23 protein-coding genes and 3 pseudogenes (1 of these 26 only partly in view) are annotated in these 26,593 nt (G+C 34.5%); 16 read left to right on the plus strand and 10 right to left on the minus strand.

Annotated elements, in window-relative coordinates; all coding sequences use genetic code 11:
- The 3 genes from LEP1GSC049_RS215665 to queG form a co-directional block, all read right to left on the minus strand.
- A protein-coding gene (locus LEP1GSC049_RS215665) for an LA_2444/LA_4059 family outer membrane protein (protein WP_016560832.1) crosses the window boundary here: on the minus strand, positions 1-141 show its beginning. It extends 834 nt beyond the left edge of the window; the window shows 141 of its 975 coding nt (coding positions 1-141); the start codon lies at positions 139-141; the stop codon falls past the left edge of the window.
- 442 nt (positions 142-583) lie between these two features.
- Positions 584-901: a hypothetical protein gene (locus LEP1GSC049_RS215660; RefSeq protein ID WP_016748774.1), complete on the minus strand. Its 318-nt coding sequence runs from the start codon at positions 899-901 to the stop codon at positions 584-586.
- 232 nt (positions 902-1,133) lie between these two features.
- Entirely contained in the window at positions 1,134-2,072 is a 939-nt protein-coding gene (gene queG, locus LEP1GSC049_RS215655; RefSeq protein ID WP_004751966.1) for a tRNA epoxyqueuosine(34) reductase QueG, read from the minus strand.
- Positions 2,073-2,092: 20 nt separating this feature from the next.
- Between queG and LEP1GSC049_RS215650 the strand changes: the two genes are divergently transcribed.
- Complete coding sequence (locus LEP1GSC049_RS215650) at positions 2,093-2,515, plus strand: LIC_11502 family protein (RefSeq protein WP_004751828.1); 423 nt, start codon at positions 2,093-2,095, stop codon at positions 2,513-2,515.
- Positions 2,516-2,896: 381 nt separating this feature from the next.
- Here LEP1GSC049_RS215650 and LEP1GSC049_RS215645 read toward each other — a convergent pair whose 3' ends face one another.
- The 4 genes from LEP1GSC049_RS215645 to LEP1GSC049_RS215630 form a co-directional block, all read right to left on the minus strand.
- On the minus strand, positions 2,897-3,814 hold the full coding sequence (locus LEP1GSC049_RS215645) for a DUF350 domain-containing protein (RefSeq protein WP_004751725.1): 918 nt from the start codon (positions 3,812-3,814) through the stop codon (positions 2,897-2,899).
- A gap of 10 nt (positions 3,815-3,824) precedes the next feature.
- Entirely contained in the window at positions 3,825-4,583 is a 759-nt protein-coding gene (gene map / locus LEP1GSC049_RS215640) for a type I methionyl aminopeptidase (RefSeq protein ID WP_004770678.1), read from the minus strand.
- Between the two features lie 6 nt (positions 4,584-4,589).
- Complete coding sequence (locus tag LEP1GSC049_RS215635) at positions 4,590-4,784, minus strand: hypothetical protein (RefSeq protein WP_000907541.1); 195 nt, start codon at positions 4,782-4,784, stop codon at positions 4,590-4,592.
- Positions 4,785-5,068: 284 nt separating this feature from the next.
- Complete coding sequence (locus LEP1GSC049_RS215630) at positions 5,069-8,482, minus strand: SpiroCoCo family coiled-coil protein (RefSeq protein ID WP_004752369.1); 3,414 nt, start codon at positions 8,480-8,482, stop codon at positions 5,069-5,071.
- Positions 8,483-8,720: 238 nt separating this feature from the next.
- Here LEP1GSC049_RS215630 and LEP1GSC049_RS215625 point away from each other — a divergent pair, with 238 nt between their 5' ends.
- The 7 genes from LEP1GSC049_RS215625 (at position 8,721) to lmtA (ending at position 15,497) form a co-directional block, all read left to right on the plus strand.
- A complete protein-coding gene (locus LEP1GSC049_RS215625) occupies positions 8,721-9,500 on the plus strand; it encodes a class I SAM-dependent DNA methyltransferase (protein ID WP_004752615.1) in 780 nt (259 codons plus the stop codon).
- An 82-nt stretch (positions 9,501-9,582) separates the two neighbouring features.
- Complete coding sequence (locus LEP1GSC049_RS215620) at positions 9,583-9,879, plus strand: STAS domain-containing protein (RefSeq protein ID WP_004751957.1); 297 nt, start codon at positions 9,583-9,585, stop codon at positions 9,877-9,879.
- A gap of 59 nt (positions 9,880-9,938) precedes the next feature.
- Positions 9,939-10,877 (plus strand): ABC transporter ATP-binding protein, encoded by a 939-nt coding sequence (locus LEP1GSC049_RS215615; RefSeq protein WP_016560786.1) that lies wholly within the window; start codon positions 9,939-9,941, stop codon positions 10,875-10,877.
- Complete coding sequence (locus tag LEP1GSC049_RS215610) at positions 10,858-11,604, plus strand: ABC transporter permease (protein WP_016560829.1); 747 nt, start codon at positions 10,858-10,860, stop codon at positions 11,602-11,604. The genes LEP1GSC049_RS215615 and LEP1GSC049_RS215610 overlap by 20 nt, the downstream gene beginning before the upstream one ends.
- Positions 11,601-13,307, plus strand: a complete 1,707-nt coding sequence (locus LEP1GSC049_RS215605) for a GldG family protein (RefSeq protein ID WP_016560770.1) — start codon at positions 11,601-11,603, stop codon at positions 13,305-13,307. The genes LEP1GSC049_RS215610 and LEP1GSC049_RS215605 overlap by 4 nt, the downstream gene beginning before the upstream one ends.
- Positions 13,304-14,323, plus strand: coding sequence for a DUF4340 domain-containing protein (locus tag LEP1GSC049_RS215600; RefSeq protein WP_004751906.1), 1,020 nt, complete (start codon positions 13,304-13,306; stop codon positions 14,321-14,323). The genes LEP1GSC049_RS215605 and LEP1GSC049_RS215600 overlap by 4 nt, the downstream gene beginning before the upstream one ends.
- A 421-nt stretch (positions 14,324-14,744) precedes the next feature.
- Complete coding sequence (gene lmtA / locus LEP1GSC049_RS215595; protein ID WP_004769262.1) at positions 14,745-15,497, plus strand: lipid A Kdo2 1-phosphate O-methyltransferase; 753 nt, start codon at positions 14,745-14,747, stop codon at positions 15,495-15,497.
- 1,924 nt (positions 15,498-17,421) lie between these two features.
- Here lmtA and LEP1GSC049_RS215590 read toward each other — a convergent pair.
- Positions 17,422-18,162: an LIC_11490 family protein gene (locus LEP1GSC049_RS215590; RefSeq protein ID WP_004752506.1), complete on the minus strand. Its 741-nt coding sequence runs from the start codon at positions 18,160-18,162 to the stop codon at positions 17,422-17,424.
- A gap of 3 nt (positions 18,163-18,165) precedes the next feature.
- Here LEP1GSC049_RS215590 and LEP1GSC049_RS215585 point away from each other — a divergent pair, with 3 nt between their 5' ends.
- From LEP1GSC049_RS215585 to LEP1GSC049_RS215575, 3 genes are all read left to right on the plus strand, one after another.
- A complete protein-coding gene (locus LEP1GSC049_RS215585; RefSeq protein ID WP_004781825.1) occupies positions 18,166-19,500 on the plus strand; it encodes a hypothetical protein in 1,335 nt (444 codons plus the stop codon).
- Entirely contained in the window at positions 19,500-19,964 is a 465-nt protein-coding gene (locus LEP1GSC049_RS215580; RefSeq protein WP_001167022.1) for a chemotaxis protein CheX, read from the plus strand. The genes LEP1GSC049_RS215585 and LEP1GSC049_RS215580 overlap by 1 nt, the downstream gene beginning before the upstream one ends.
- Before the next feature lie 673 nt (positions 19,965-20,637).
- Complete coding sequence (locus tag LEP1GSC049_RS215575; protein WP_016560814.1) at positions 20,638-21,189, plus strand: hypothetical protein; 552 nt, start codon at positions 20,638-20,640, stop codon at positions 21,187-21,189.
- Positions 21,190-21,441: 252 nt separating this feature from the next.
- Here the strand turns inward: LEP1GSC049_RS215575 and LEP1GSC049_RS215570 are convergent, their stop codons facing one another.
- Together LEP1GSC049_RS215570 and LEP1GSC049_RS215565 are read right to left on the minus strand one after the other, a co-directional pair.
- Positions 21,442-22,437, minus strand: coding sequence for a tetratricopeptide repeat protein (locus tag LEP1GSC049_RS215570; protein ID WP_004751862.1), 996 nt, complete (start codon positions 22,435-22,437; stop codon positions 21,442-21,444).
- Complete coding sequence (locus tag LEP1GSC049_RS215565; protein WP_004752187.1) at positions 22,434-23,045, minus strand: LIC_11485 family protein; 612 nt, start codon at positions 23,043-23,045, stop codon at positions 22,434-22,436. The genes LEP1GSC049_RS215570 and LEP1GSC049_RS215565 overlap by 4 nt, the downstream gene beginning before the upstream one ends.
- 144 nt (positions 23,046-23,189) lie before the next feature.
- Here LEP1GSC049_RS215565 and LEP1GSC049_RS215560 point away from each other — a divergent pair, with 144 nt between their 5' ends.
- The 5 genes and pseudogenes from LEP1GSC049_RS215560 to LEP1GSC049_RS215550 all read left to right on the plus strand — a co-directional run bounded on the left by LEP1GSC049_RS215560 (position 23,190) and on the right by LEP1GSC049_RS215550 (position 26,432).
- A complete protein-coding gene (locus LEP1GSC049_RS215560; RefSeq protein WP_004752458.1) occupies positions 23,190-23,897 on the plus strand; it encodes a Crp/Fnr family transcriptional regulator in 708 nt (235 codons plus the stop codon).
- A 78-nt stretch (positions 23,898-23,975) separates the two neighbouring features.
- Positions 23,976-24,174, plus strand: a pseudogene (locus LEP1GSC049_RS2000000229255) (heavy metal translocating P-type ATPase); the annotation flags it as partial.
- Positions 24,175-24,218: 44 nt separating this feature from the next.
- Positions 24,219-24,390, plus strand: a pseudogene (gene ccoS / locus LEP1GSC049_RS2000000226205) (cbb3-type cytochrome oxidase assembly protein CcoS).
- Positions 24,380-24,576 (plus strand): annotated as a pseudogene (locus LEP1GSC049_RS215555) (urease accessory protein UreH domain-containing protein); the annotation flags it as partial. The pseudogenes ccoS and LEP1GSC049_RS215555, both read left to right, overlap by 11 nt.
- Positions 24,577-24,737: 161 nt before the next feature.
- Complete coding sequence (locus tag LEP1GSC049_RS215550) at positions 24,738-26,432, plus strand: DUF342 domain-containing protein (protein ID WP_004759026.1); 1,695 nt, start codon at positions 24,738-24,740, stop codon at positions 26,430-26,432.
- Positions 26,433-26,593: the final 161 nt, after the last annotated feature.

Below are 26,593 nucleotides of genomic sequence, written 5' to 3' on the forward strand. Positions count from 1 at the left end.
CAATAATTCAAACGTGTTTTTTTTATTGTCTTCGGTTTGGGATAAAACAGAATTCGAAACGAATATATAAAAGATTAAAAAAATATAAATCATCTTAAATCTTTTTTTTCGAATCCAAAAATACGAATTCTTTTTTAACATCGTTTTTGCCCTCACTTACTTTTACATCTTTACATGATAATGTATTATGAATTTTAAAACAAATCCAACTTTTGTAAATTCCGCAGTTTTCCGATTTCTTTGTGAAAAGTTGTGAGTTTTATTCACGCTAATTTAGAACGCGAACCAATTTTGAAATTTCTTTGTTAAGTTTGATACGCTCCTTGTTTGACTTTTTTATTTACAATGCCAAGTGAAACAGATTAAAATTATAAGGCTGATTGTAGCGTTTTGCAAGTGCATAACCGTTATTCGGAATGACATACCCCCGTTTTTATACCAGCATAATGTGTGAAAATCCTGTTAAGCAGAACGTCTTAAATATTCCTCCGGAGTCAAACCCCCGAGTGAACTTGAACTATACGGCCTTTTCGAATTGTAGAAGATTCTGCGTGGTATTATATTTGGAGAAAATTAAAGAATCCTAATAAACTTCAAAAATTATTTTAGATTTTGGAAGCAATTTTCGAATTTTTTCTCTTTCTTCGAGTGAGAGTTGATTATCTATCAAATACAACTTTTGCAAATTCTGTAGTTGTCCGATTTCTTTCGGAAGTGTTGTGAGTTTTTGTCCACTTAAATTCAAAACTCGAACATCCAAAGGATTTTGAAGCGCTTTTGTTAAATCAATATAAGTTCCTAATTCTACTTCTTCTGCTTGAATCTTGCAAGAAAGATAAATGAGAAACAAAAGGCAAATTGTTATTTTTTGTAAGTGAATCAGCGTTATACGAAATTTCATAAAGGTTTTCTGGATTTAGATTTTATTTAAATTAGAAGACAAGTTCCTAAATAAAAACGTCATTCAATTTAAACGCTCTTTTTTGAACTTCTGCATGTTTTTGAAATGAAGATCGAAAAAATCTTTGTCTTCGGTTTCAAATCCAAAATTTTCATTCTATTCAATTAAAATCAGCCTAAAGTTCAAAATAGAAAAACAATTTATTTCCAAGTTAAATATTACATTACAGTTTTTAGATTTTCTTTTTTAACTTATTTACGTTTCTTTGATACATTTTGAAACTCATCCTTGATATGGCGGAATCTGAAAAGTTTTTTTGAAATTCCTGTTCATTTAGAGTTAAAATCGATTCCGGATTTTCCTTTAAATAAGATCTAACTTTAAATTCTTCTAATCCAGTTCTAATTCCTTTCTTAAACGCTTTCACTCGATTCCAAGGACACACGTCTTGACATATATCACAACCCGCAAGCCATCCGTATGTATCCGGAATTTCTTCCGATGAATCCTCTAAAGTATGATGAGAAATACATTTTCCAGCGTCAATTTGATAGGGTTTTAACGCCCCAGTTGGACACGCATCTATACACGCAGTGCAGGTTCCACAACGATCTTTAACCTGAATCCGAGCGGTATACATCGGCAAGTCAGTAAGTATCACGGTTATAAAAAAGAAAGATCCAATTTCTGGATGAATCAAATTCGTGTTTTTTCCATTCCACCCAAGTCCTGCAAGTCGAGCTAAAACTTTCTCAGGAACCGGCAAAGAATCCACACCTTGGCGAAAATGATGATTGGGATATTTTTTTTGAAGAGCTTTTATTAAAGGTTTTGCATGTTCTCTCAATACTCTGTGATAATCTTCGCCAACCGCATATTTAGAAAATCGAAAAGTCATTCCTTTTTGAACTTCTTCGTATTCCGGATCGTTGTAAATCGCTCCGAGTACAATTACGGACTGCGGATCAAAACCTAGATTCTTAAAATCTAAACGAAGATCCATATTCTTAGGATACCACTCCATCTTTCCGTGGTTACCTTTGTTTACCCATAAAAGAATTTTTTCTCTATCTTCTTCCGGAACTTTGGCCTCACAAATCCCATAAAGATCAAAACCAGATCTTTCAATCAAAGTTTTGAATTCGGAAATTATTTCTTTACTTTCAATCATAAAGTGGATATAAATTGAATATGCAAAAAAAGTTATCAGAAAATCCCAATTTTAATCGCAAGGATATAACAATCTTTGCAAACGATCCGATTTCCATTTCTCGTTCAGACTTTACAACAGCGGTTCGTCTTACTCTATCATCAACGAACATAAATTTTAAGACTTCAGAACGAAGTCTTAAAAATAACCGTAAATTTTCCAAACAAATCATTTTCGCTTCCGTACTAGGCGCACTCAAAGGTTTTGAAGAAAGAGATTTAAAACCGTTTCACGTAAATCATAAACCCATTTTTGCGGAAATCGGTTCCGAAATTTTAAATACCGAATTCAATTCAATTTCAAACGAAGATAAAATCGAAATTCTTAAAAATGCTTTCGACTATGGAATCCGTAAAGTATATCACTTAGAATGGAAACTCTATACTTCCAAGGAACTCTATTAAAATTCTCTAATCGTTTTTTTAGAATGGTTCACTTGGCGTCCCTTGATAAGGATTCCCGCCCCAAAATCTTACGATCTATCGTCTTTGAATTCCCACCAAAACCGTCGTATTGTATGATTTATTACTTTTTAATATTAAAATTTCTGTATGAGTCCCATCATTTTTGCGATAACTACAAAATGACAATTTCATTCAAAAAAATCTGATTAGATATTACTCTTTTGAATTTTGTTCATATTTCCATTATATACCAAAAAAGAATTTTATAAAAAATTTATATACTTTTAAACAACTTCTTAAGATAAACTCAAAATCCTCGCATTTTGATGATGATGCGATTTTTTATTTTAAGTTTTAGACCGAAATCTTAAAAATGAATCCTTATACTGCGTAAAATAAAATTCCAGCAAAACTAACGAGTACGACCGCCTCTAAAATTCCGACTCCTACGTTCTGATCTCTACTGATTTCTTCCTTCAAAGTACTTCCGGGTAATATCACAGCGTCGGTTAAAAGCCTGACCGCAGGTATAACCAGTAGTCCAAGTATAAAATCTAAAAAAACCTGAAAAAGGGTATGTTCCATAGACACTGGTTCTTTATGAAGCGCCCTCGCAATGATGATTCCAATAGAGACTAACGCACCACTGTAAGAGATCCCAGAAGCTAAATTTTCTTTTTCTTTTAATTCCACATCCAAGGAATAAGGTATAATCTTTCGATACGCAATCGTAAATAAAATGAGCGTTATTTGGCCTACGATAAAGAATACAATTCCTAACAAAGTTCCATCTAAAAGTTTCTGAACCGGTTCCAAAAGATCCAAATTTTTCCAAATCGAAAACGCAAGCCCTGCATTCTCTCCGCTGAGAGAAGCCGCCACGATGATCGAAGACGCAAGGCTGCTTCCAAACACTACGGCTCCTACGGCCACATTTCTTCCGGAATAAACAAGCTCATTAAAATCCAAACTCCGAAAGATCAATTTATCATTGATAAAATAAGATAAATTGAGTAGTAAAATTCCGAGAATCCCGTAGTATAAAACCTGAAAACAATCTGAAATAAAATCCGTACCCGGAGAAGATAAGATCACAAGTAGAATCAGAGTAAGTCCCAGATAATAACCGGATAAACCAGTCGATACAGCGGTATTGTTCTTAACCACGATTTCCTGATCCAGATCTCCAGGTTCGATCCAGTCTTTGATTTTTTTACCGATATAAAATAGAATAAAACTGATTAAAAAAAATACTGCGTCTCTACCCAAAACACTCAGATAACTAAGTATCGTTTCCATGATCGACAGATTAATCGGATACGGTTAAAATTTCATAGCCTTTTTCAGTGACTAGAACCGTATGTTCAAATTGAGCGGACCATTTACCATCTTTTGTAGTCACGGTCCAATGATCTTCTTTGGAAAAATTTACCTGCCAGGTTCCCAGATTCACCATCGGCTCAACAGTAAATACCATTCCAGGTTCTAGTTTGGCAAGTTTACGATTCTGACGAAAATGGGGAATCTGAGGATCTTCATGAAAACCTCTTCCAATTCCGTGCCCCATTAAATCTCTTACAATTCCGTATCCCTTTGGAGTAAGAAAATCATCGATCGCATTCGCAATATCGTGAACACGATTCCCAGGTCGTACTTGTTCGATCCCGATGAACATCGCTTTCTCCGTATCCTGAACTAGAGTTTTAACCTCAGAACTTGTATTACCTCCTACGATAAACGTACGAGATGAATCCCCATGATAACCATCCAAAATAGGAGTTACATCTATGTTGATGATGTCTCCTTCTTTTAAAACTTCATTTGCTTTGGGAATTCCATGACATACAACTTGATTTACGGAAGTACAAATTGACTTAGGAAATCCTTTATAACCGAGCGGGGCGGATCTTGCCCCGTGCTTTTTAGTAAACTCCTCACAAAGATCATTCAACTGCAAAGTAGAAACACCCGGTTGAACGTAAGAGGAAATATAATCCAAAAGCCTAGCGGCCAGTTTCCCAGCCGCTCTCATTTTTTCGATTTCGCTCTTGTTCTTAATAAAGATCAAATCGAATTAGAAATCTGTCGGACGAACAGTACTTCTTTTATTGGATTCAGTACGTTTCACCGCGTCGTCGATCAGTTGATGAATTTTTTCATTCAAACCGTCAATCGCATCTCCGGAAGTCATAAATCCTTTAGACTTGATATAAGCCTTTACCTTACTTGTTACGATCAGGGTTTCCCTTTCGACATTCTTTCCAGCCATTGAGTTCTTCCTCTCTGTCTTAGTTTTCTTCTTTTGTGCCATCTTCAATATTGCTCCGGTTCATGGTCGTCCAGTTTGTTTTTGTTCCGATTTAGATTTCAGTTTGCATTCTTTCTAGAAACCCAGAAAAAGAACAACCTTTTAGAACTTTCCCCTTCGCGACCTTACCTTTGTTTTAAAAAAAATGATACCATAACTTTAAACAGATCCAAATACGGTCACTTGAATCCGATTCAAAATAAAATGAGACATAGAGCTCACGTTGAGAGCCGTCAAGAAATATTTCATTTCTTTTTAATAGACTCACTTTGTAGAATCGTATTCACCAGACCAGTCTCTAAATTTAATTTTTCCGCAATCGTTTCAGCAGGCCATTGAAAGTTATGATACAAATTGAGTACGGTAGCTTTCTTTCTTTGAATCAAATGATCCTTAGAAGAATCTTTAGACTTACCAGAAGTAACGTTGCCTACCGCATCTAAAAAGCCGGAAAGTTTTTCAAACTTATCGTCCGCTTCTCCTAAAAGCCCTTCCAAGTCATCCTTAACGACCATAGCTCCGTTCTTTAAATCTTCCATACGATGTTGTAAGGTGGAAATTTGTTTATGTCTTTCCGAAAGATCCACCATCAGATCTTCTATTTTTTCAAACTTAGCTTCTACGGAACGGATCTCTTCTTTTTTACGGAACAAGGACTCGATTCGATCGTCTGTTTTACGAACCGTTTCTGCAATTTCCTTTTCTCTCGCTTCTAGAATTTCAACGTCGTTTTGAAGAGAATAAAGTTTATTTACAATACCTTTGGCGGATTCTTTATGAGTTTCCGTTTCTTCAAAAAGTGTCTTCACTTCTTCACGAACCGACTCTAAAGTTTCCAGTCTGGAAGAAAGATCGCCAAAAGTTTCTTCCATTTCCAGAGCTTTTTCACCTGCTTCCAAAAGTTTTGTAAATGTATCTTGCCATTCAGAAGACCTTCGTTGAAGTTCCTCAAAATCGGATCGTAATAGATCCGAAGATTCTTTGATAGAATGAAAAGAATCTAATTTAAGTTTGAGATCTTCGGTTTCGTGAACGAGGGAATATTTTAAATCTTGTAATTCGTTTAATTTTTGGCCGAGTTCGCTTAACAACGGGGTCTGTTCGTCAGCTCTAGAAAGTAACTCTTCCATCGTCTGAATATAAGAATCGGTCCGATCAACAATCTCGCTGGCTTTTTGAAAGAGTTCCATCTTTTCTCCGAATTCATCCATCTTATCGGTAATTTCTTCCACAGAAGAACGTAAGTTTTCGGATTCTTCTTGGATTTCGGAGATGAGATTTTGTTTTGAATTACGGATTTCTTCCAAATCTCGTTTTAAATTGATTTGAAGTTCTTTATATTCTACCATCGAACCATCAAATTCTTCCTTACCCGAACGAAGAATTTCTTTAGCGGCGGCCTCCATTTCATACAACTGGTTTTGAAGTTGTTGTTGAAAACCTTTCATCTGATCGTCGTTATCTTTGCGGGAATTTTTCAGAGATTCTTCTAAATTCTTTTTCACATCTAGAATGTATTTACTAATTCTATCTTCAAGCTGACCCAGTTGCAGTTGACCTTTGTCCATCAAAGAAGTGAGTTGTTTAGAAATTTTAGAGTCTATGGTTTCGTTTAAACGACTGATTTTTTCCTCTTGTTTTTCAAAAAATACTTCTGCAGAATCTTTCAAACGGTCTAACACGCGTTCGGCGTCCCTACTTGAATTTTCGAGACTTGATTCTACGTTATTTTTAATTTTTTCGGCGTGAATTTCTAGAACCTTTTCGTTCTTTTTAACGATCTGTTCCATCTTATCGATGGTTCCGGAAAACTCTACTCTAAGAGTCTGTAAAATTTCGTTCCCTTCTTCTTTAATATGACGTAGAGATTCTCCAAGACGATCCGAAACCAGCTCCCCTTCTTTTTGAAAATTAGATTTATAACGGGAAACGAACTCTTCGATTTTATCTTTTTGAATCGAATATTCATTTTTAAACTCTTCTAAAAGCCCTTTTCCTTCTATATGAACGTCTCCTAATTTTTCTTGAAGACGACCCATTTGATCCTGCGCGTTTAATCGAATATTTCCGAGTTCCTCTTCCCAATAACGACTTAAATTTTCAAATCTTTGATCGATTTTACGAACTTCTTCGTCCACGGTTCCGGAAAGAAGATCTACTTTGTCTTCTACTTGCGCCATCAAATCGCCTGCACTAGACTCCATCGCAGCTTGAAGATCTCCAAGATAAGAATCCACGTCTTTGATCCGAGTAGAAATCTGTTTATCCAGCGTTTCAATAGATTGACGCACAACCTCCAAGTCCTGTCGGATCAAAGCGGATCTTTCGGAATGAAGTTTAGAAAGTTCTAAATCGAATTCTTCTTTGAGAGAAACGATTCCTTGAATCGTCTTTTCTTTAGCGTCTTCTTTTGCCACTTCAAGAGTGGAATGAAATTCCTTGAAACCCAATAGAATTTCTTTTTTCAAAACGTCTGCGTCATTTCTAAGATTACTGCTGATACGATTGAATTCTTCTTCAAATGTATCGATCTGACGTAACAATTCAGACTTACGTGCATCCGCCTGACGAAGAAGTTTATTTTCTGCTTCTAAATATTTTTCTTGGAAAAATTGAATGGATTCGTTAATCGATTCCGCCTGACGTCTGGTTTCGTTGAGAATTTCGTCTCTACGAGTCATGGTTTCCAAACTCATCCCTTCTATTTCTCTACGAATAGAATCCACTTCCAATTTGACACCGTTGATAAATGCTTCCTTGGAATGAGTCACTTGTTCTAAAATTCGATCCAGTTTTTCCTGGGAGGATTTTTCGGCGAGTTTGGCCATTTCCTCTAGTTTATGATCCGCGGCTTCCGATTTTTCCTCGATGCGTAAATCCAAACGTTCCAACTTATCGCTTACGGTTAAAAATATGGTTTGTAACTTTTCCGATCTAAGATCCCAGTCTTCTTCTTTATTTCGAATGGTTTCAAAAAGAGACGTTATTTCCGAACGAAGCTGTTCTACTCTTCCAACGGATTCACGCATTAGAGAATTGGAATGTGCTTCCAGACCTTCTCTATAATTTACAGCGATAGAATTTAAACCTTGATCGATCTTATCGTTTTTAATTTCCAATAATTCTTCTAACTCTACAATTTTAGAAGCAAGAGATTGTAATAATTCGTCAGAACGAAGATTCACCTTATCAGAAAAAACTTCTAAGATCGCCTCAGCTTCGGATCGTAGATCCAAAATTTTCTGATCTAAAAGTTGAATTTCTTTTTTGCCGGACTCCATTCTAAGAAGTCCTTGTTGAATCGCGTTGGATTCCTCTCTGATCTCGGAAGAAAGTTGTACTACTTCTTTAAGATCGTGCGCAACCGAATCTAAAAAATCTCGATTAGTTTTGATAGATTCCAATAATTGTCTAGATTCTTCGTTGAGGGAATGTACTTCATTTGCAAGTTTACGAGTTTGTTTAAGACTGATTTCTAGATCAATTCCGGCGTCTTTTACAGAACCAATCTTTTCGAGCGCGATACCGTTTAATTCTTCTTGAACTTTTCCGGTAAAACGTTTGATCTGACTGAGTTTATAGTTGGATTTATCCAGCCTTCGGAGAAGGATTGTAATTCCTACGCTGGCTATAAACGGCAGGAGTAACTCTATTCCCATTGAATTTTATTTACCTATATAAAAAGAACTCGTTGTTTTGAAAAAACTCAGGAAACTTTTTTCCATGGAACAGAAAAGATCCTAAACATAAAATTTATGCTATCATCCTCAATTTCAAAGTTTGGATGTTTAAAAAAAACTATCCCTTTGAGCTGTAAAGTCTCCAAAAACATTATGTCTCATCAAATTACGATTGACTATTCGAAAGATCGTAAAAAGAGCAAGAAAAAATTAAATTATGTTTAAAAAAAAGCCCTATTCCGGTTTTTCGTCGGTTTATGACGCAGTAATGAAAGAGGTAAATTACAAACGTTGGTCAGAATTTATACTCTCTTCTTATACAAATCATTCAGAAAAAATTTTACCAAAAACGGTTTTAGATCTGGGATGTGGAACCTGCAGACTCTGGGAAGAATTTCCAAAAAACATACTGTGCACTGGAATTGATATAAGCGCAGAAATGCTTGAAATCGCTAAAAAAAAAGAGATTTCTGGAGAATGGATTTGTTCCGATTTACTCGATTTAGATCTGAAGAAAAAAAAATTCGACCTCATACTTTCCACACACGACACCCTCAATTACTTAAAAGACGAAGCTGATCTGAAAAAAGTTTTTTCCAAAGTAAGAACCCATTTAAAACCCAAAGGACTTTTCTTTTTCGACCTAAGTAGTCTTTATAATTTTAAGAATCACTTCGACGGACATAAATTCATAGAAAGAGTTGGAGATTATAAAATTGAATGGAAAAACCGATTTCTAAAAACTTCAAACGTTTTAGAATCCACACTCACCTTCTCTCATAAAAAATCCAAAGAAGAATTTTCAGAAATCCATAGGCATACATATTTCCCAAGGAATACGATTCGAAATCTACTTTTAGAATGTGGGCTTATACTTTTAAAAGAAGGTTCCGATTATAAAGATTGGGTTATTGAAGAAGACGCTTGTCTTGTAAATTATCTGTCTGGTATTTCAGAAATCAATTTACTAAATCGACTTCATAAACACAAGTTTTAAGACACTCAATTCTTACGTCAAAATTTAACAGAAAGGGAATAGAGTTTTCATTTAAAAGTAGAAAAACTCTAAGCAAAATCGTATGTCTAAGTTCAAAATCAATGGAAAGTCCGCAAAGGTAACGATCGATACCGTTGTAATCGACGGTTATGATAAAATTTTCGACGAAGTAACTCAAAGCGCATCCAAAGGCACGGTTTTAGACGTAGAGTTTCTTTTAGAAGAGGTTAAAAAAATAACTTCCAGTGGAATCGCAAAACTACTGACCGTAAAAAACAGAATGGATCACTACGGAGTGAAAATGAAAATCAAAGATTTAAGTCCGGATCTTTTAGAAGTTTTGAAAAAATTTAAAGTGGATGATAAACTAGGACTTTAAAGTTTTTGAAAAAAGATTGTTTCCTTTTGTAAACTTCTAGAAATCTATGACAAACTCTGATGGGAACGATTTCAGTCAGTCAACTTTCAAAATCCTTTGCCAATAAAAGCGTCATTTCTGATCTTAGTTTTGAAATTCCCAAAGGAAGAATCACCGGTTTACTTGGACCTAACGGTGCCGGTAAAACCACCACCTTAAGATTGTTAACCGGTTCCTTGCATCCAGATAAAGGAACGATTCAATACGACGGTTTTGATTTTTTTGAAAACAAAATCGAAATCCAAAAAAAGATCGGTTATCTTTCCGAATCCTCTCCTATCTATTGGAATCTTACGGTTTTTGAATATCTTTCCTTTTTGGGAAAAGCAAAAGGAGTTTTAAAAAAAAATCTAAAAGAAAAAATCGACTTTGTCTCCTCGCTTTTGCAATTAGAAACGGTTCTCCCAAATCCGATCGGTTTTCTTTCTAAAGGATTCCGTCAAAGAGTCGCCTTAGCGGGAAGTCTCATTCAAGATCCTGAATATATCTTTTTGGACGAACCCAGCTCGGGTTTAGACCCGATTCAAATTGTGGAATTTAAAAAACTCGTTCGTATATTAGGAAAAACGAAAACGATTCTTTTTTCTTCGCACGTTTTGCAAGAAATAGAGGAAATATGCGATCACGTTCTCATTTTATACGAAGGAAAATTGATTTTCGATCAATCTTTAGTTTTTATCTCTCAAAATAGACCCTGTTTGATATTGGCAAAAACAGATCCGGAAACTTTTAAAAATTTTTTTTCACTTACGGATTACGAAATAGAAACTACCGGAAGAACGGAAAATTCTTTTTTAGAATTCAGAATCCAATCCCCAAAATCGTCTTCGGAAGAAATCTTTCAGATTTTAAAAAATGCAAATTTTCCGATTCGATCCATAAACCCGGAAAAAAATTCATTAGAATCCATTTTCAAATCCTTAATGACAAATAAACAAAATGAAACTTTTAGAATTTAGTAAAACATTTTTTTTGAATATTCAAACTGTATTTTGGAAAGAATTTTCAATTTATTTTAATTCCCCTGTTGAATCGATTTTCGCCTCGTTCTTTTTATTTTTGACCTCATTTCTATTTTTTTTTGGATTGGGTGAAGGTTCTTTTTGGGACTTTAAATCGGCAAGTATGGAAACGTATTTTTTTTGGATTCCGATTTTATACGTAATTTTTATCCCTGCCCTTTCCATGCATCTTTGGTCCGAAGAAGAACGTTCCGGAACCTTAGAAATTCTTTTCTCCCTTCCTTTGAAAGACGTAGAGTTGGCGTTCGGTAAATTTTTAGCTGCTTGGAGTTTTTTAGGATTTGTTCTTTCGTTTACTTTCTTAATCCCCGCCACAATTTTTTATTTAGGAGATTTGGATCTAGGAACAACATTCGCGGGTTATTTAGGAATTTTTCTTTTAGGTGGTGCCAATCTTGCTTTGGGAAGTTTTGTATCTTCTTTAACCAAGGATCAAATTAGTTCTTATCTATTAGGATTTATTTTTTGTCTTTTCTTTTTTTTATTGGGATATAGACCCTTTCTTCAATTTTTAGGAACCGGTCAAATTTCTTTTTTTTCCCTTTCCAAACATTTTGAACCGTTTCGTCTCGGAATTTTGGACGGAAGAGAAGTTTTCTTTTTTATCAGCTTCATTAATTTATTCATATATATAAATGTTTTAATTTTAAGGTCCAAACGATGATTTCCAAAATCAGAACATTACTTATCCGTTTTAATTCGAATACTTTATTTTTATTTTCTCAAGCTTTTTCTATATTCTTATTTTTGAATTTAATTATATCTAAATTTGACTGTAAAAAGGATCTTTCCCAATCCGGTCGTTTCGAAACCAGCAAAAGTACACAGAAGATATTTCAAAAATTACACTCTCCACTTTATATAGACGCTTATTATTCTTCTAAAATTCCTGGAGAATACAAAGTGCGCCTGGATCTAACCAAAGAATTGTTAAGCGAAATCGCTTCTTTAGGCAACCAGAATGTCATATTACGTTTTCATGATCCTAGCGAATCCGTAGAAATGGAAAAAAAAGCGATCGAGGCAGGGATAACACCTCAAATTTTAGAAAAAAAAGAAAGGGGTTCCTCTCAAATCAAACAGGTTTTTTTAGGACTGACTTTAACCTTAGGAACCGAAAAGAAAACGATTCCATTTGCATTTTACGCAGAAGAAATCGAATATCAAATTCTAACAACTCTTAGAAAGATGGTTCGTAAACCAGAAGACGTAAAAATCGGAATTCTCTCACTTCCGGAAAGTTTCGCCGCCGGATTCTCTGGTTTTGAAAACGGAAAAGATACGATCGGAATTTTTACTGATCAGATTTTAAAAGAAGAATACGGAATCGTTCCGGAAATTCATATTGAAGAAGAAGAAATTCCGGATTCAATTGGTACTCTTCTTTGGATAGGTGGAGGAGCGTTATCCGAAATATCTTCTTACAGACTAGATCAATTTTTAATGCGAGGAGGAAATCTAATTCTTCTTTTTAAATCCATGGACTTCCGCTTAACACCTTCTAATCGGGAAAACGGAATCGGAATGGACTCAATTAGTCCTGGAATAGCCAAACCTGCCTCCTATATCGAAGAACAAAATCTTATTTTTGAACATTACGGTTTTAAAGTGAATACAGATCTAGTCTTAGAACCAAATCATTCTCTTCCCATAGGCTCTTTGACGGAAGTAGAACCGGGAGTGATAGGAAGATACGCCTACCCCCCTTGGGTTCTTGTCGGAAGTTCCGACCAAATGTTAAGCGAAGTAAGTCCGTTTACAAGTCCGTTTCAAAATTTACTTCTACCTTGGACTTCCAGCCTAACACTTTTTCCGGATAAACAACCTAGGGTAAAAATGGAAACAATTCTTTCCTCTTCCGAAGAAGCGGAGATACGATCTTCGGTGGTAGCCATCGGTGAAAAACAAATCCTTGCAAATCCAATTCGAAGCGGAGGTAGAAAAATCATTTTAGGCGCAACGTTAGAAGGAAGTTTTAAGTCTCGTTTCGATTCCATTCCAAAAACATTCAAAAAATCGAATTCTTTTTTTAAACAAACTTTAGAAGGTAAAACCACTAAAATTCTTGTTATAGGATCTCCTTATTTAGTATCCGATTTTTTAGCACTTCCGGAAACAAGGAAGATATATCAAGAATCAAATATTCCATTTTTATTAAACTCTCTCAATATATCCGAAGGAGACACGGACCTGATAGAGATACGCGGAAAAAAATCAGCTTTTTTAAAACTCAATCCGTTCTCCGAAACAGAAAAAAATATATTTAATTTTCTGAATATACTTGGAATTCCCGCCCTTTTAGGACTTTATACGTTTTTAAGAATACGACGTAGAAACTCCATACAAAACAGTAATTTTTCATCATGAAATTTTTGGAAAAAATTTTTACTACAATTTATAATTTCATAAAAAAGGAAACCGCTTTCTGTCTCTTTTTGACAAATATAATTTTATGTTTTATTTATATTCTTACGTCGGATCCTTTCGGATTTTTTCAAAGAACGTATTTAAACGCAGATCCATTTTTTCCTTTCAAAAAAAACGAAATCGATAGGATTCAAATCGGTAGAAAAGGACACGAGACGGTTCTCAAAAAAAACAAGGGAACCTGGTCCGTAGAAGTTCGAGAAATCGAAACAAGATCCGATTTAGAAAAAACTTTTTCTTTTTTAAATACAATTTTAAGAATCAGAAAATTCACTAAAATTTCTCCAATCACAGATCCTAAAAAATTTGGTTTTAACGGAGAAGAACTAAAATTAGAAATTCAAACCGAATCGGGAATAATCGGAAAACTAGACATAGGAACTTCTGAAAACGGAACCTTTGTAAAGGAACCGGACACTGGAGAAATCTGGATTGTAGAAGAAAATTTAAATTCTCTTTTAGGACGTGGGAATGAAAATTTTTTCCTGTCCGGTTTTTTATTGCCCGAAAACATAGATACACAAGAAATTCATACTATTCTAATTTATAATTCTCAAAATAAAAATACAAAGCTTGAAATAGAACAAACTGAAAATGGAATCTGGAAACCACTTTCTTCCGTTTCTTCTTTTTGCCCAGGCGAAGACTGTTCCAGAATCGTAGATAAAATTTTTTCGTTAAAAGCAGAGAGGATTTTAAAAAAACCGTTCGAGGAAAAAATAATTCCATTGAATTCTAAAAAACGTTTTAGAATTGAAATACATTTTCGTTCGGATCAAAATTCATTTTTGGTTTTAGAATGGATTGGAAACTCCATTCATGACGAACCCGTATTTCGTTCGGATTCAGATTCGATTTTATATCTGGTAGATCCGGAATTTTTACGAGAATTTCGGGAAACTTCCGAGAATAAAATTTTTTTTATAGAAGAATCGGATCCAATTCGAGCTTTATAAAATCTATATTCAATTTCGGGAATATTCTAACAGGTTCTAAAACTTCAAAAAAACGGGAACAAGTTTCTTTAGATATTTTTAATAAAATGCAATCATTCCCACAAAAAACGTCTCATCCGAATATTTATGAATTTTTGTATGAGTTTCTACATTTTGAAAAACACAATCCATGAAGTTAGGTCTTAGGATAAATCACTATCATAAAATAACCCGAACTTTAATTCCGTGTGAAAAAAAGGTTTCAAGTAAATAAAAGAGTTCGAATCGAAAGTAAACGATAAGTTATTTTAAAATTCTATTTGCTATACAAAAAATTTTAGAATGACTTAATCGTCACAACGCAGATCTGGCTGATTCTCTATTGACATCCTAAGGGCCTTCCATTTTCTTTCATAAGAAAACTAAAAATTAGGACACAAGTATGGCTTTGATCGAAGAATTTGAATCTCAAGGAAATTTTCTATTTCGTTGGAGATCTTACATCCCCGGAATCATCTTAGTTCTTTGCCTAGGACTTTTGCCATTCTATCAATTTCCCGGGAATTCTTATATTTATCATTTATACTATCAATCCTTCTGTTTTACGATCAGCATTTTGGGACTTTCGATACGTAGTTTTGTGATCGGCTATGCGCCCGCGAGAACTTCGGGAAGAAATACGAAAGAACAAGTGGCAGACTTAGTCAACCAAGAAGGAATTTATTCCCTCATCCGTCATCCTTTATATGTTGGAAATTTTTTAATGTATTTAGGTGCCGTTTTATTTTTAAAAAATTTTCTGATCGCATCTGTATTCATTCTTTTTTTCTGGGTATATTACGAAAGAATTATGTTTGCAGAAGAACAATTCCTGCGTAAGAAATTCGGAGAGGCTTATCTTTCCTGGGCAAATTCCGTCCCTGCGTTTATCCCTAAATTCAGCGATTATAAAAAACCGGCCCTTCCTTTTTCGATCAGAAACGTAATCAAAAGGGAATATCCAAGTCTTTTCGGGATTTTAGTCATCTTCAGCGTTTTTGATTTAGTGGCTGTTTATTTTAACGAACCAGTCAGTAATTTTATGGAAGCGATTCGTCTTCCTCAAATGATTCTGTTCGGCGGAGGACTTATTTTTTACATTTTAGTAAGAATTATCGTAAAAACTACAAAACTTTTGCATGTAGATGGTCGCTAAAACAATCTCTCTAGCTACTACCTAACGTTGAGTTTAAAAGAATAAAGTGGACGTTATTTTTTTAGCCGGAATCATTTTAGAAAGTTTGAATTTGTCGTTATTTCAGCAGAATATACTCAAAAAATATAATTTTAGAAAAGTAGAATTCCCTAATATATTAAATCATCCAGTCAAAACATATAAACTCAGTTTCAACAAGAAAAGAAATTGCTAATAATAGAGTTGTTGAAAAATGAATTCTCCATTTATTTCTGTTTCATGGAATGGTCGATTGAAGCAGTTTTGTTAATCGCCACAACAACTCTGTTGTAAAGTTTTTCGAACACTCTAAAAAAGAATGACGCAAATTTATAGTTTCTTTGAAGATAACAAAACCTTATCATAATCATTTTACTGATCCCTATCAAATTGAGTATCTAAATAACGTGAATTCAACGTAGGAACTTGTAATTTTGAAAAAAGCTAGAATCTGAACTTTATAGATTGATTCTTTAAATGTAGGAACTATTACAATTTATAAAATAGAAGTTTATAACAATTGAATCTGTCGTATTCAAATGTGGGAACTATTACAAAACCTAGGTTTGTCTGTAAAATGACGTAGGAACTCTCACAAATCAAGATTTTACAGACAATTCTAAAATTGTAGGAACTCATACTTTTAGAAAATTTTTTCTCAGCCGAATTCATGTTAAAATGAGATTTAAACTTTAATAATGGCCGTGAAACAACGGTTTTATGTAGAAATCCGATTGGACGATGATTCTTTTGGTATTTTATAGTAGTTCCGACAATTTTCAAAGTTTAACTGGTAAATCCACACGATTTGTGAGAGTTCCTACATTTATTTTTTTACGAAAAAATTGACCTAGGATTTTTCCACGAATTTATGCCACTTAAGTATTTTAGAAAAATTGACTTTAGTTTGTAGAAATCTGTTTTTGAAAAAAACGATCCAAAAAAGGAAGAATTCGATTCCTAATTACAAATAAGAAAAATATAAAATTCAATTATTTTAAAGTATTAGACTTTTACAAATGGATTAAAAAGTTCGTTCAAAACTCGTCTCACGACTATAGAAGTAATAGGTTTTAGTTTTACAAAAAATTGTAGGAACTCATACAAAAACTATAAATGTTACTCATATCTATAAAATTGAGTACCTAAATGTTTAATCACAAACCACCGTTTCATGTTAAATTCGATCAAATCCAATGCGAAAACGATTGAAGCACTCAGCAGAATGCTCTCTATCATAACCAACCCACAAGTTGAATAGGATTTTAAAATCAAAATAACTCAACACAACGCTCTCTATGGATCGCGTTGTGGGATCAAAAACGCACATTTTCAAGTGTTCTGCCTTCCATTGTTTCAAAACAAAGTAGCTAACTCTGCTACTTCTTTTACAGCGCGTCCCAAAACCTAATTCTGCTTTATCAGAAAGATCAAGCTGTAAGGTTCTGTCCCAGTTTTAGGACAGGTTCTTATCGTAAACGAACCGTTTAACGTCGGTTTACTGCTTGTTCCCGAAATTCCGGCGAATAGTTACTTCTTCTTTTCATTATCACCTTTTACCTCATTCTTGGCGAAAAAGGTGTCCACTTTTATGTTACCTAGTCAAATCACAACTTTTACGGTAAAATACCCAGCGTAAATTCATTCAAAAAAATTCTTAAAGTAATATCTTACTACAATAGAATTGTTGAAAAAATCTCTATCTACAACGATTTTATAATTCGTTTTATTAAAAAACATCATAGAATATCGACATTTCAAGCAAAGATAAAGTATTTTGAGATAGATTTTACCAATTTAGAAATTATCTTTAAAACCAAAATATTATAAATTTATACTATTTTATTTTTGCAAAAATATTATAAAATGATTGTATTCTATTTTTCTTGAAGTTGAGGAAAAATTCTTAAGTTGAAAATACCTGAGAAGAACTTTCTAAATAAGATTTCAAATGGCTCGTTTCTTTCGTAAAAAATAATGGAACCGGATAATTCGTTTTAGAAGGAATCAAAACGATTCCCTCGTCAAAAAAAAGAATTTTTTCAATTTCGGAAAATGAATATTTATAACTGCTATTTAAGGCTTCAAAAGAAAAAGAATCCCTACCCTCATTCAACTTACCCGGACCGATTCGTTTTAAACCTTTCCATTTATCCGGAGTTAAACTTTCTTTTTTATCCGCAAGTTTTTCAAACGGAAACTCTCTGTTTTGATCTAAATATAAAATCCCTTCGATTTCAAAACGAACTTCTCTAATTTCTTCCTCTTGGAGTTTTTGTTCTCTCTCCTGAGGAATGGATTCTTCTAAAACTTCGATTCCGGATTTTTCTTCAGTTACTTCCTCGTAAATAGATTCAGGTGGAGAAGATTCTAAAACTTGATTCTTTTTTGGAATTTTTCTTTCTTCCACAAATAGACTTTCCAGATGTTTTTGTTTTTCGATCTGTTCCCAACTAGGAGTTTTTTTTGAAGCAGCCAGAATCTCCGCGCCTCTACGTAAGTTAGGCCCGGATTCGTTCTGATAATTTCCTTTTCTAACATTGGACTGAAAGCTCGATTTCTCTCGATCCGTACTCGGATTTAAAGAAACATAGATAAAACAAAGAAGTCCGACTAAAACGAGTGTGATCGCGATCAAGAGCATCATTTTATGTATCTGTCGATCAGACCGGTTTCTGAAGCGTTTTTCTCACTTTTCTCCTTTACAGAAATATTCCTTCACAGACCCTTTCAGTTTATTGATACAATCATGGAATTAGAAAACGTTTCACTCAAAGACAAGATCATTCGCGCTGTGGTCGGTTTTTTTCTTTTTATACTTGTAGGTGGTTTGATCATCACCTTTCTACCTGGAGACGCCGAAAAGAGCTTTTTTGACGTAATTTCCGGTAAATCCAATGTAAACGCCGGTAAAATCGGGGACTATTCCATTCCGATGGATTATTACCAAGCCGCCAAAAGAGAATGTTATTTCCAATATAGAAACATAGCACCTTCTCTTGCGGAAGATCCTTCTACTCTTCAATCCTGTGCATTTCAGACAATCCGCAGTTTAGTCGTGACGGAACAGATTGCAAAAGCGACCGGGTTTTCAGTTTCTGAAACCGGAATTCGAGAAGAACTTTCGGATGAAGCTCGTAGGATTTATAGAGAATCCGTAAACGGAGCCGGATATTCGGACGACGAAGTGCGTAAACCGGAAGTCATCTACAAACAAATTTTAAATTCCGCCCCGATGCAGTATAGAATCGATCGTAAAAACGCGAGTATTATCTACGACGCTCTTCTCAACTCCGATTTAAAAAAGACAGACGGAGAAATTGCGGTTCAAAAGGAATCCACTTCTGCTCGATTCCGACTTAGAATCGTGTCTTATACAGACGATCAACTTTCTAAACTCGCAGAAAAAGAAGCTCCTATTTCCGAAGAAATTTTACGGGCCAAATACGAAAACGAAAAGAAAGAAGGAAAACTACCTAAAAATACGGAAGGAAAAGAAATTTCTTTTGAAGAAAGAAAAAACTTCCTCAAGAGTAAACTACTTCTCGAAATACGTTCTAAATCCCAAGAAGAATGGAAAGTTAGACTTAAAACCATCCAACAAGAACCAGACGGACTTTCTAAAATCGCTTCTTTGTTAGGCGCCAATATTCAAGAATTGAAAGATCAATCCCTTTTGGATCTATGGGAATTAAAATCAGGGAATCAAAATATTCGACTCGGAAGTAACACTCAATTCCTTAAAGATTTGACAACCGTTGCCTTTGGTTCTAAAAAAGTCGGTGGTCCTTATAAAGAATCTGAAAAAAATGTTTTTGTAGAATTTGCTTCCTTGGAAATCGATTCGTCTAAGATCAATAATTCCCAAGGACCCGATTTGAGAGACAACCCAAACCTAATGAATGGGTTTGTTATGGAAATCAATCAGGCGCTTCAGGAAAAATATCCGATTGAACGAAGGATCGGTCAAAAGGTAGAAGAATAATGCAAATCCGGGCAGAATTGGTAAATCCATTTTTAGAAGCGGCTACGATCGTTTTTAGAGACGTTCTGAAAACCGATTTGATCCGTGGCAAGATAGGAATCAAAGATAACCCGGAAACCAATCTGGAACTTTCCATCGTGATCGGAGTAATTGGAACGTTTAACGGAGAAGTTGTCTACGGACTCAACTACGACGCTGCTTATAAGATCGCCGGAGTTTTGATGCCTGGCATGAGCGAACAGGAAATCAAAAACGAATATAAAGACATCTTAGGTGAAATTGCAAATATGACCACCGGAAATGCTATGAACATTTTCGCAAGTTCCGGTCAATCGATAGAAATCACCGCACCAAATATTGTAGATTCGAAAAGTGAAACTTTGAAAATTCCTAGAAAACCTTCTTTAGGAATTAGTTTATTTTCCAAATTCGGAAAATTAGACGTAAACGTTTCTCTTACATAACAACTGTCCCAAAACTACGGCACTTAAGTTTTCTAATCCAGTAGAATGAGATTTTAGAATGCGCCGTAAAAGTTGCCTTGTCCTTCAAAACTTAGAACGGAGTCTTGCGGCTTAATTTCTTTATTACTCATAACTATATAATAAAGTACCTAATATTTTACATAGAATCAGTATTTTGTGATAAAATTAACGGTACTCAATTTTATAGAGATCAGTAAGAACAAAATTAAGTCTCGAAATATATATAAGATTTTTAGAACTGACTCAAAGTTTTATATAAGGAAATCTAGATATACAATTCAGATGTTTACTGATATAAATTTTAATCTCAATGTTTATTTAGATTAGAACGAGTTTGATATAAAAGAAATTAGGAAAAAAAAATTTTCTAAAATTAGAGTTGTTGAAAAATTAATTCTTGATCTGTTTGTATTGGATTGAATGGACAATTGAAGCAATTTTACGAATTTTCACTATGGAATTTTTCAACAACTCTATTGTAGGAACTCATACTTTTAAAAAATTCTTTCTTACGCCCTGCTCACGCTAATAAAGTATCTGATCTTTACGGCAAAAGTCTGTTTGAATGTAAAAAACGTTAGACACTTTGTTATTTAGTTATTAATAGTAAGAAATAGAATTTCTTTTTTACAAACCCAATAAGGTCTTTTTTATGCTGCAGAATTTTTTGAAAACCAGTAGAATACTTTGTATCCTAATAATCAGTTTAGGAATCTTTCTATTAGAATGTTTTAAAACCGAACAAAGATCTTTAGAAGTTTCAATCGCAATTCCAGGAAACGATAAAGAAAAAAGTCTATTTCTCTACGAATCGAGCGATAAAATCATATTTCATGTTTTAGTAAAAAACGTCTCCAATAAAGAAGTTCGTATTTGGAAGGACTGGAATAGTTGGGGTTATAATAATTTATCTTTTCAAATACAAACCGATCAAGAAAGTATAAGTATATATAAAGAAGAAAAAGAATGGTTTAAAAACTTTCCTGACTTTTGGAGCATCAAACCAAACGAATTCGTAATACTAAACGTAAACTTTGACGTAAAAACTTGGCCAAAACTTAAGGAATTAAAATTTAAAAACGATAAAGTTAAAATCAAATGTATTTATGAAATTAAAGAAGATCCTTATAGTGAAAAATACAACATATGGACCGGAAAGATAGAATCTAGTTTTGTTGAGGCATCGATTTATTCTAATCTTTGAATATGAATAAATACAACTTACAGATTTTATTACTAGGGCACATAAAAATAATACTGATGTGAATCTCCTTCAAAAAGTCAACAAATCTGGGTTAAACGCCATTTTTTGAAAACTTTCACATCTTTGGTAAAATCGATTGTTAATTTTTGGTACTATTTTTATACGTCTGAGTAATATAGAATTTTTTAGAAACTATCGCTTCTTTAAAATTTTGGTTCTTTTAGGATTTTATGGAAGTTTTGAGAAAAGTTCTTAATAATATCTTCGTTTTAAAATTCCTCTCAATTCTTTTACAAAAGGAGAATCTTCAGAAGCATCCGGATTCAATCGGTTTAGATACGTTTTTGCCCAATTCTCCGCTTCTTCATACTTTCCTTGATCTCCGTAAATTCTAGCGATCAAAGTTACCGCTTTTTCCAATTGATCCTTTTTAGGATCTAGTTCAGGTTTTTTACGAAGAAGTTTCACCAATTGTAAAAGATACCTTCTTGCAGAATCTTTTCGTTCCGTAGAAGAAAGCATTTCCCCCAAAGAAAAAAGAGAAATCGATTGAAAATTTTCAGGAGCCTCAGTTATGATTTTAAGATACTGAGTTTCCGCTTCCAAAATTTTTCCGTTACCTCTTAAGGCACGTGCTACCTCAAAGACCGCCTTCCACTTTTCATCTTCCGAATCGATTTGTTCCGTAATAGCACCCGTGTCATTTGAACTTTCCGCGGTTAATCTTGCATCTTCCAACTTAGAAGCGTTTGCAGATTTCCCTTGTCCAGAGGATTGATTGAATTCACTTTTTGCATGACTTCTTTGATTTTCTCTCAAACGCAAAAGCCCTTTTTTGTATCCGCTTTCGGAGGGATCTTCCTTCTTTTTATTCTTTTTCTTTTTTAAATTCGTTTTTTCGGAATTTGGGAGAATCGTTTTAGTTTCGGATTTAGAAAGAGTTTCAGCGGAATGTTTTTCTAAATTAGAATTTATAGAAGAAGGGTCTTGCACAGAAGATTCCATCGAAGAAACGTTAGTCGTCTTTTCTCCATCCACCTGCACATTCTGATTGGAAGATTCTTGAGTAGAATTTTCTTTTGGTTTTATTTCATTCGGACTTGTAACTTCAGAAGAATTCTCTGGAATCCAATCCTTTGTATTTTCCGAAATTTCTGGAAATGGTAAGGGCATGTCCGCAAAAAGAGCACCACTTGTTAAAACCGCAGACAAAAAAAACAATAGGATCAAATCAGTCCAGTCTTTCATCTAGGTTCAAAAGTATCTTTAGAATTACTTTTAGGAGGTTTCATTAAGGTAGGACGATCTTGATTGTTGGAACTGCCTCGTTCCGAAGAAATCGTTCCTGGATCATCCAAATTTCGATTTGTATTAGTAACTTTTTCTCGATCTTGTGTCGGAAGTACGTCCGATTCTGTAGGCAATTTAGGAGTTCCTACCCCTTCTCTTCTTCCATCTCTCAATGGATCTTTTCCTTCGGGAATATTTGACTCAGGTAAAAGTCCATCCTTAGGTTTTTCCCTTTCATAACGATCGATTTCCAGATTAGAAGACGATTCTCTTGTGAATGATAAATCCGGATCACTATAACGAATGGATCTACGTCTACGATTGTAATCTCTTTCTAGATCCTCTAAAAACAAAGCCTTACGATCCAATTCTTTTGCTTGATCATCAAACGCAGCTCCTTCTTTTCCTCTTTGAATTCCGATAAGCACAGCCAACGCAATCCCCAACATAGCCAATGAAATCGCCGTATATAAAAGAGTCTTCTGAACTTGAGGTGGAAGATTACGAGACAGATTGTCGATCGAGGAAAATCCAGACTGAAATTTATCTTTTACGTTAAAATCCATTGTTTAAGTCCATTGTATATTTTTAGTTTCGGTCATTTTTCTAATTCTAATCAGTGATAGAAAATTTTAGATCCGTTTTTTTAAACCTGATTTTATCGTCTTATTTTTTAGAGGTCAAATCTAACCTCTCAAATTAGAATCAAAATGGGAATTGAAAACGAAATTCCAGATTGTTATTTTTGTCCCAACCGGCATAAATTCAAATGTATATCCTTAGATACCCTCGAAAAAATCAACTCCACTAAAAAGTTCAGACTCTTTCGTAAAAACGAACTGCTTATTCAAGAAGGAACTAAAACAAACGGATTTTATTTTATCAAATCTGGATGTGTTCGTATATTTCGAAATTCCTCCTCCGGAAAAGAACAGACCTTTTCAATCCGAAGGCCTGGAGAATGGGTAGGATTTAGAGATCTTTTAGCGGGAAAAACTTTTGTTCAAAATGTAGAAGCCATAGAAAACGTTGAAGCATGTTTCATCTCAAAAGAAGTTTTGAATGAACTGATGGAAGAAGATTCAAATTTTCAAATGGAAATTCTAAAACAAATGGCAACAGAATGGAAACAACTAGAAGACCAGACCCTTACTTTAGGAACAAAACAAGTCCACGGTAAAATTGCTGAGCTTCTTATTTCTTTTAGAACGACTTCCCCTGATAAATCCGAAATAGAACTCAACCTCACAAGAGAGATCATGGCCTCTATGGTTGGAACCTCCACCGAGACGTTGGTGCGCGCGCTTTCCGATTTCAAACATAGAAAATGGATTAAAATCCGCAAGAATCGAATCTGTTTTTTAAACGTAGATGCCTTGAAAGAAATTTCAGGCATAGAGACTAAAACATATCATTGATTTTAGTTTTGAGATATAATCTCGTCCATTTCTGGTTCTTAATTTTTATTTATATCTGAGCAGGTCCGTATCACTTGAAAAAACAGTACACTTACTAGAACTTCTCTATGGATCGAAAATTCAATCCAATCCTAAACCGAAAATCCAAAGAGTAACGGACAAAATTTCAACTTATTTCATCCAAATTGTTCTGAGAATAGAGATTTTAACTTTTATTATATTCGGTTTTTATTATCATTCTTGGGAATTTGCGATCTTAAACACAATCAGCGTTTTGCGATAGAATTAACGGTACTCAATTTTATAGAGATCAGTAAAACCATGAATGCACTGTATCTCACAATCCCTTTGGCGATATTGATTGCGTTAGTCGCTTTATCTACATTCCTATGGTCCTTAAAATCTGGACGATATTGAAGGCCCAAAATACAGAATGTTTTTCTATGACGATAAACCCAAAATTTCAAAAAAGGGGGAACTTCATGCAGACTAAACTTATTATAACCACGATCTCCGTGGCCTTTCTACACGGAATCACTAGCTCTCTACATTGTATAGGAATGTGTGGGCCTTTTGCCGGAACGTTAAACATGGTCGGAGAAAAAGGAAAATTTAAAATGAATCTATTGTATAACTTAGGGAGATTCATTCCTATTCTATCTTAGGTACAATTTTAGGAATTTCGATGATTTTTTTCCGAATGAATCATACTCCACATGATTTTCAAAAAATAAGGTGGAATTCCTATCATCACTAATGAAAAATCTTTCCAAACATTCAAGTTTTTTAGATAGATTTCGATTGTAAAAAGGGACAATGGTCTCTACACTGAAACCCCGAATGAACGATTCTCTCAAGAATTTCACGGATTCTCTCTTAAAGGATCTGGAAGAAAACGAAAACGGATTTTTTAAAATCGAAAATGAAGACGGCCTTGCCTATCTTTCCGTTTTTCCCGCAGGAAAAAAAGGAAAGCCGGTAGACTCCAAAGAAATTTTAAGAAGAATCGAACTGTTTCAAATTACAGAAAGTTCTCATACGATCATCAAAGAAATTGCAAGTAAATCGGACGGACTGACTCATCTAATCGGAAAATGGCCGGGTAAGCCCGAAAGTTCAAGAATAGAAATAGAAATTTCCGAAGATAAGATGAAGGCCTTTCTAATCTTTCATCCGCCAAAATACGGCGGAAAAATTTTAAACTCCGAACAAATCCAAAAATCGATCGGAGAAAGAGGAATTAAATTCGGAATTCGAAAGGAAAACTTAGATTTACTTTCCGAAGAACCTGAATACGGAAAAAAAATTCTAATCGCCGAAGGAGAACCACCGGTTCCGGGAAAAAACGGAGATATACGAGTTTTATTCATTCATCCAGCAGCTCCCAATTTAGAAGAAGACGAATATGGAAGAATAGACTTTAAGAATATTCAAATTATTCAAAGTGTTGCAAAAGATCAAAAACTAGCAGAAAAAATCTCACCTCTTCCAGGCAAAGAAGGGAAAAACGTTCTAGGAGAAATACTTCCATACGATTCTGGGAAAGAAGCGGAATGGAAATTAGGACTCAACGTTAGACTCTCTTCAGACGGAATTTCAGTTCATTCTTTAATCAATGGAAGACCGATTTTAGATCGTCAAGGAACAATCCGAGTCGATGAAATCTGTCACTTAGAGAATGTTGATTTTTCTACTGGAAACGTCAATTTTCCTGGAACCATCATTGTAGAAGGTTCGATCGCAGACGGCTTTACTTTAGAAACAGAAGGATCAATTATAGTCAAAAAATCAGTTGGCAAAGTTTTTTTGAAGGCAGGAGGTGACGTCGTTTTATCCGGAGGTTTTATGGGAAGAAACGGAGGACTTATCGAATCTGGAGCCGACATTTACACACGTTTTGTGGAACAAGGAAGACTGATCGCAAAAAATACCATTTTTATCGAAGAAGCATCCATGCATTCGGAATTGGTTGCGGGAGAATCAGTAGTAATACGAGGAGGCAGAGGAGAATTGATCGGTGGAAGTTGTGTCGCAGGTAAGTCCATCGTCTGTACAAAGTTAGGTGCCATTGCAGAAACTAAAACTTCCGTATCCGTCGGAATTCGTCCGGAACTTTTAGAAGACTTAGAAAAACTACGTTTAGAAATCCAGAAAAATAAAGAAATACTTAAAAAAGTGGAGCAGAGTTTAATAAAATTAAATGAAGATTCTCAGAGAAGACAACTTACGATCGAAGAAAAAGAAAGCCTTCCCAAACTTTCGGCGATTAAACAGAAATATTCAGGAATTCTAAATAACTTACTCGGACAGGAACAATCCATGATCATGGGATTTGAACCAGATAAGGATTCGTATGTTGAAGTGGAACAAGAAATTTTTCCGGGTGTAGATATTTATCCAGGCAAAGGAAAAAATTTTAAAGTACGTCTGAAAGAAATTCCAGGCCCTTCTTTTGTGTTTTTAGGAAACGATGGAAACCCTCAGATTACAAAAGTGAAACCGAAACGTTTGGGGATTCTGCAAGAAGAAAATTAACCAACGTTAGAACTATCCGTTTTTTACTGAGGGTCATATAATAAAGTACCTGGTTCATTAGATTAAAAACAAAAGTTTATAATAAAAATTTAAAGTAGAGATCGGTAATTATTTAACGTGAGTTCGGTGTAAAAAATTCGTTTGAGATACCCCATTTTTAG

This window comes from Leptospira kirschneri serovar Cynopteri str. 3522 CT, assembly GCF_000243695.2.
GTDB lineage: Bacteria > Spirochaetota > Leptospiria > Leptospirales > Leptospiraceae > Leptospira > Leptospira kirschneri.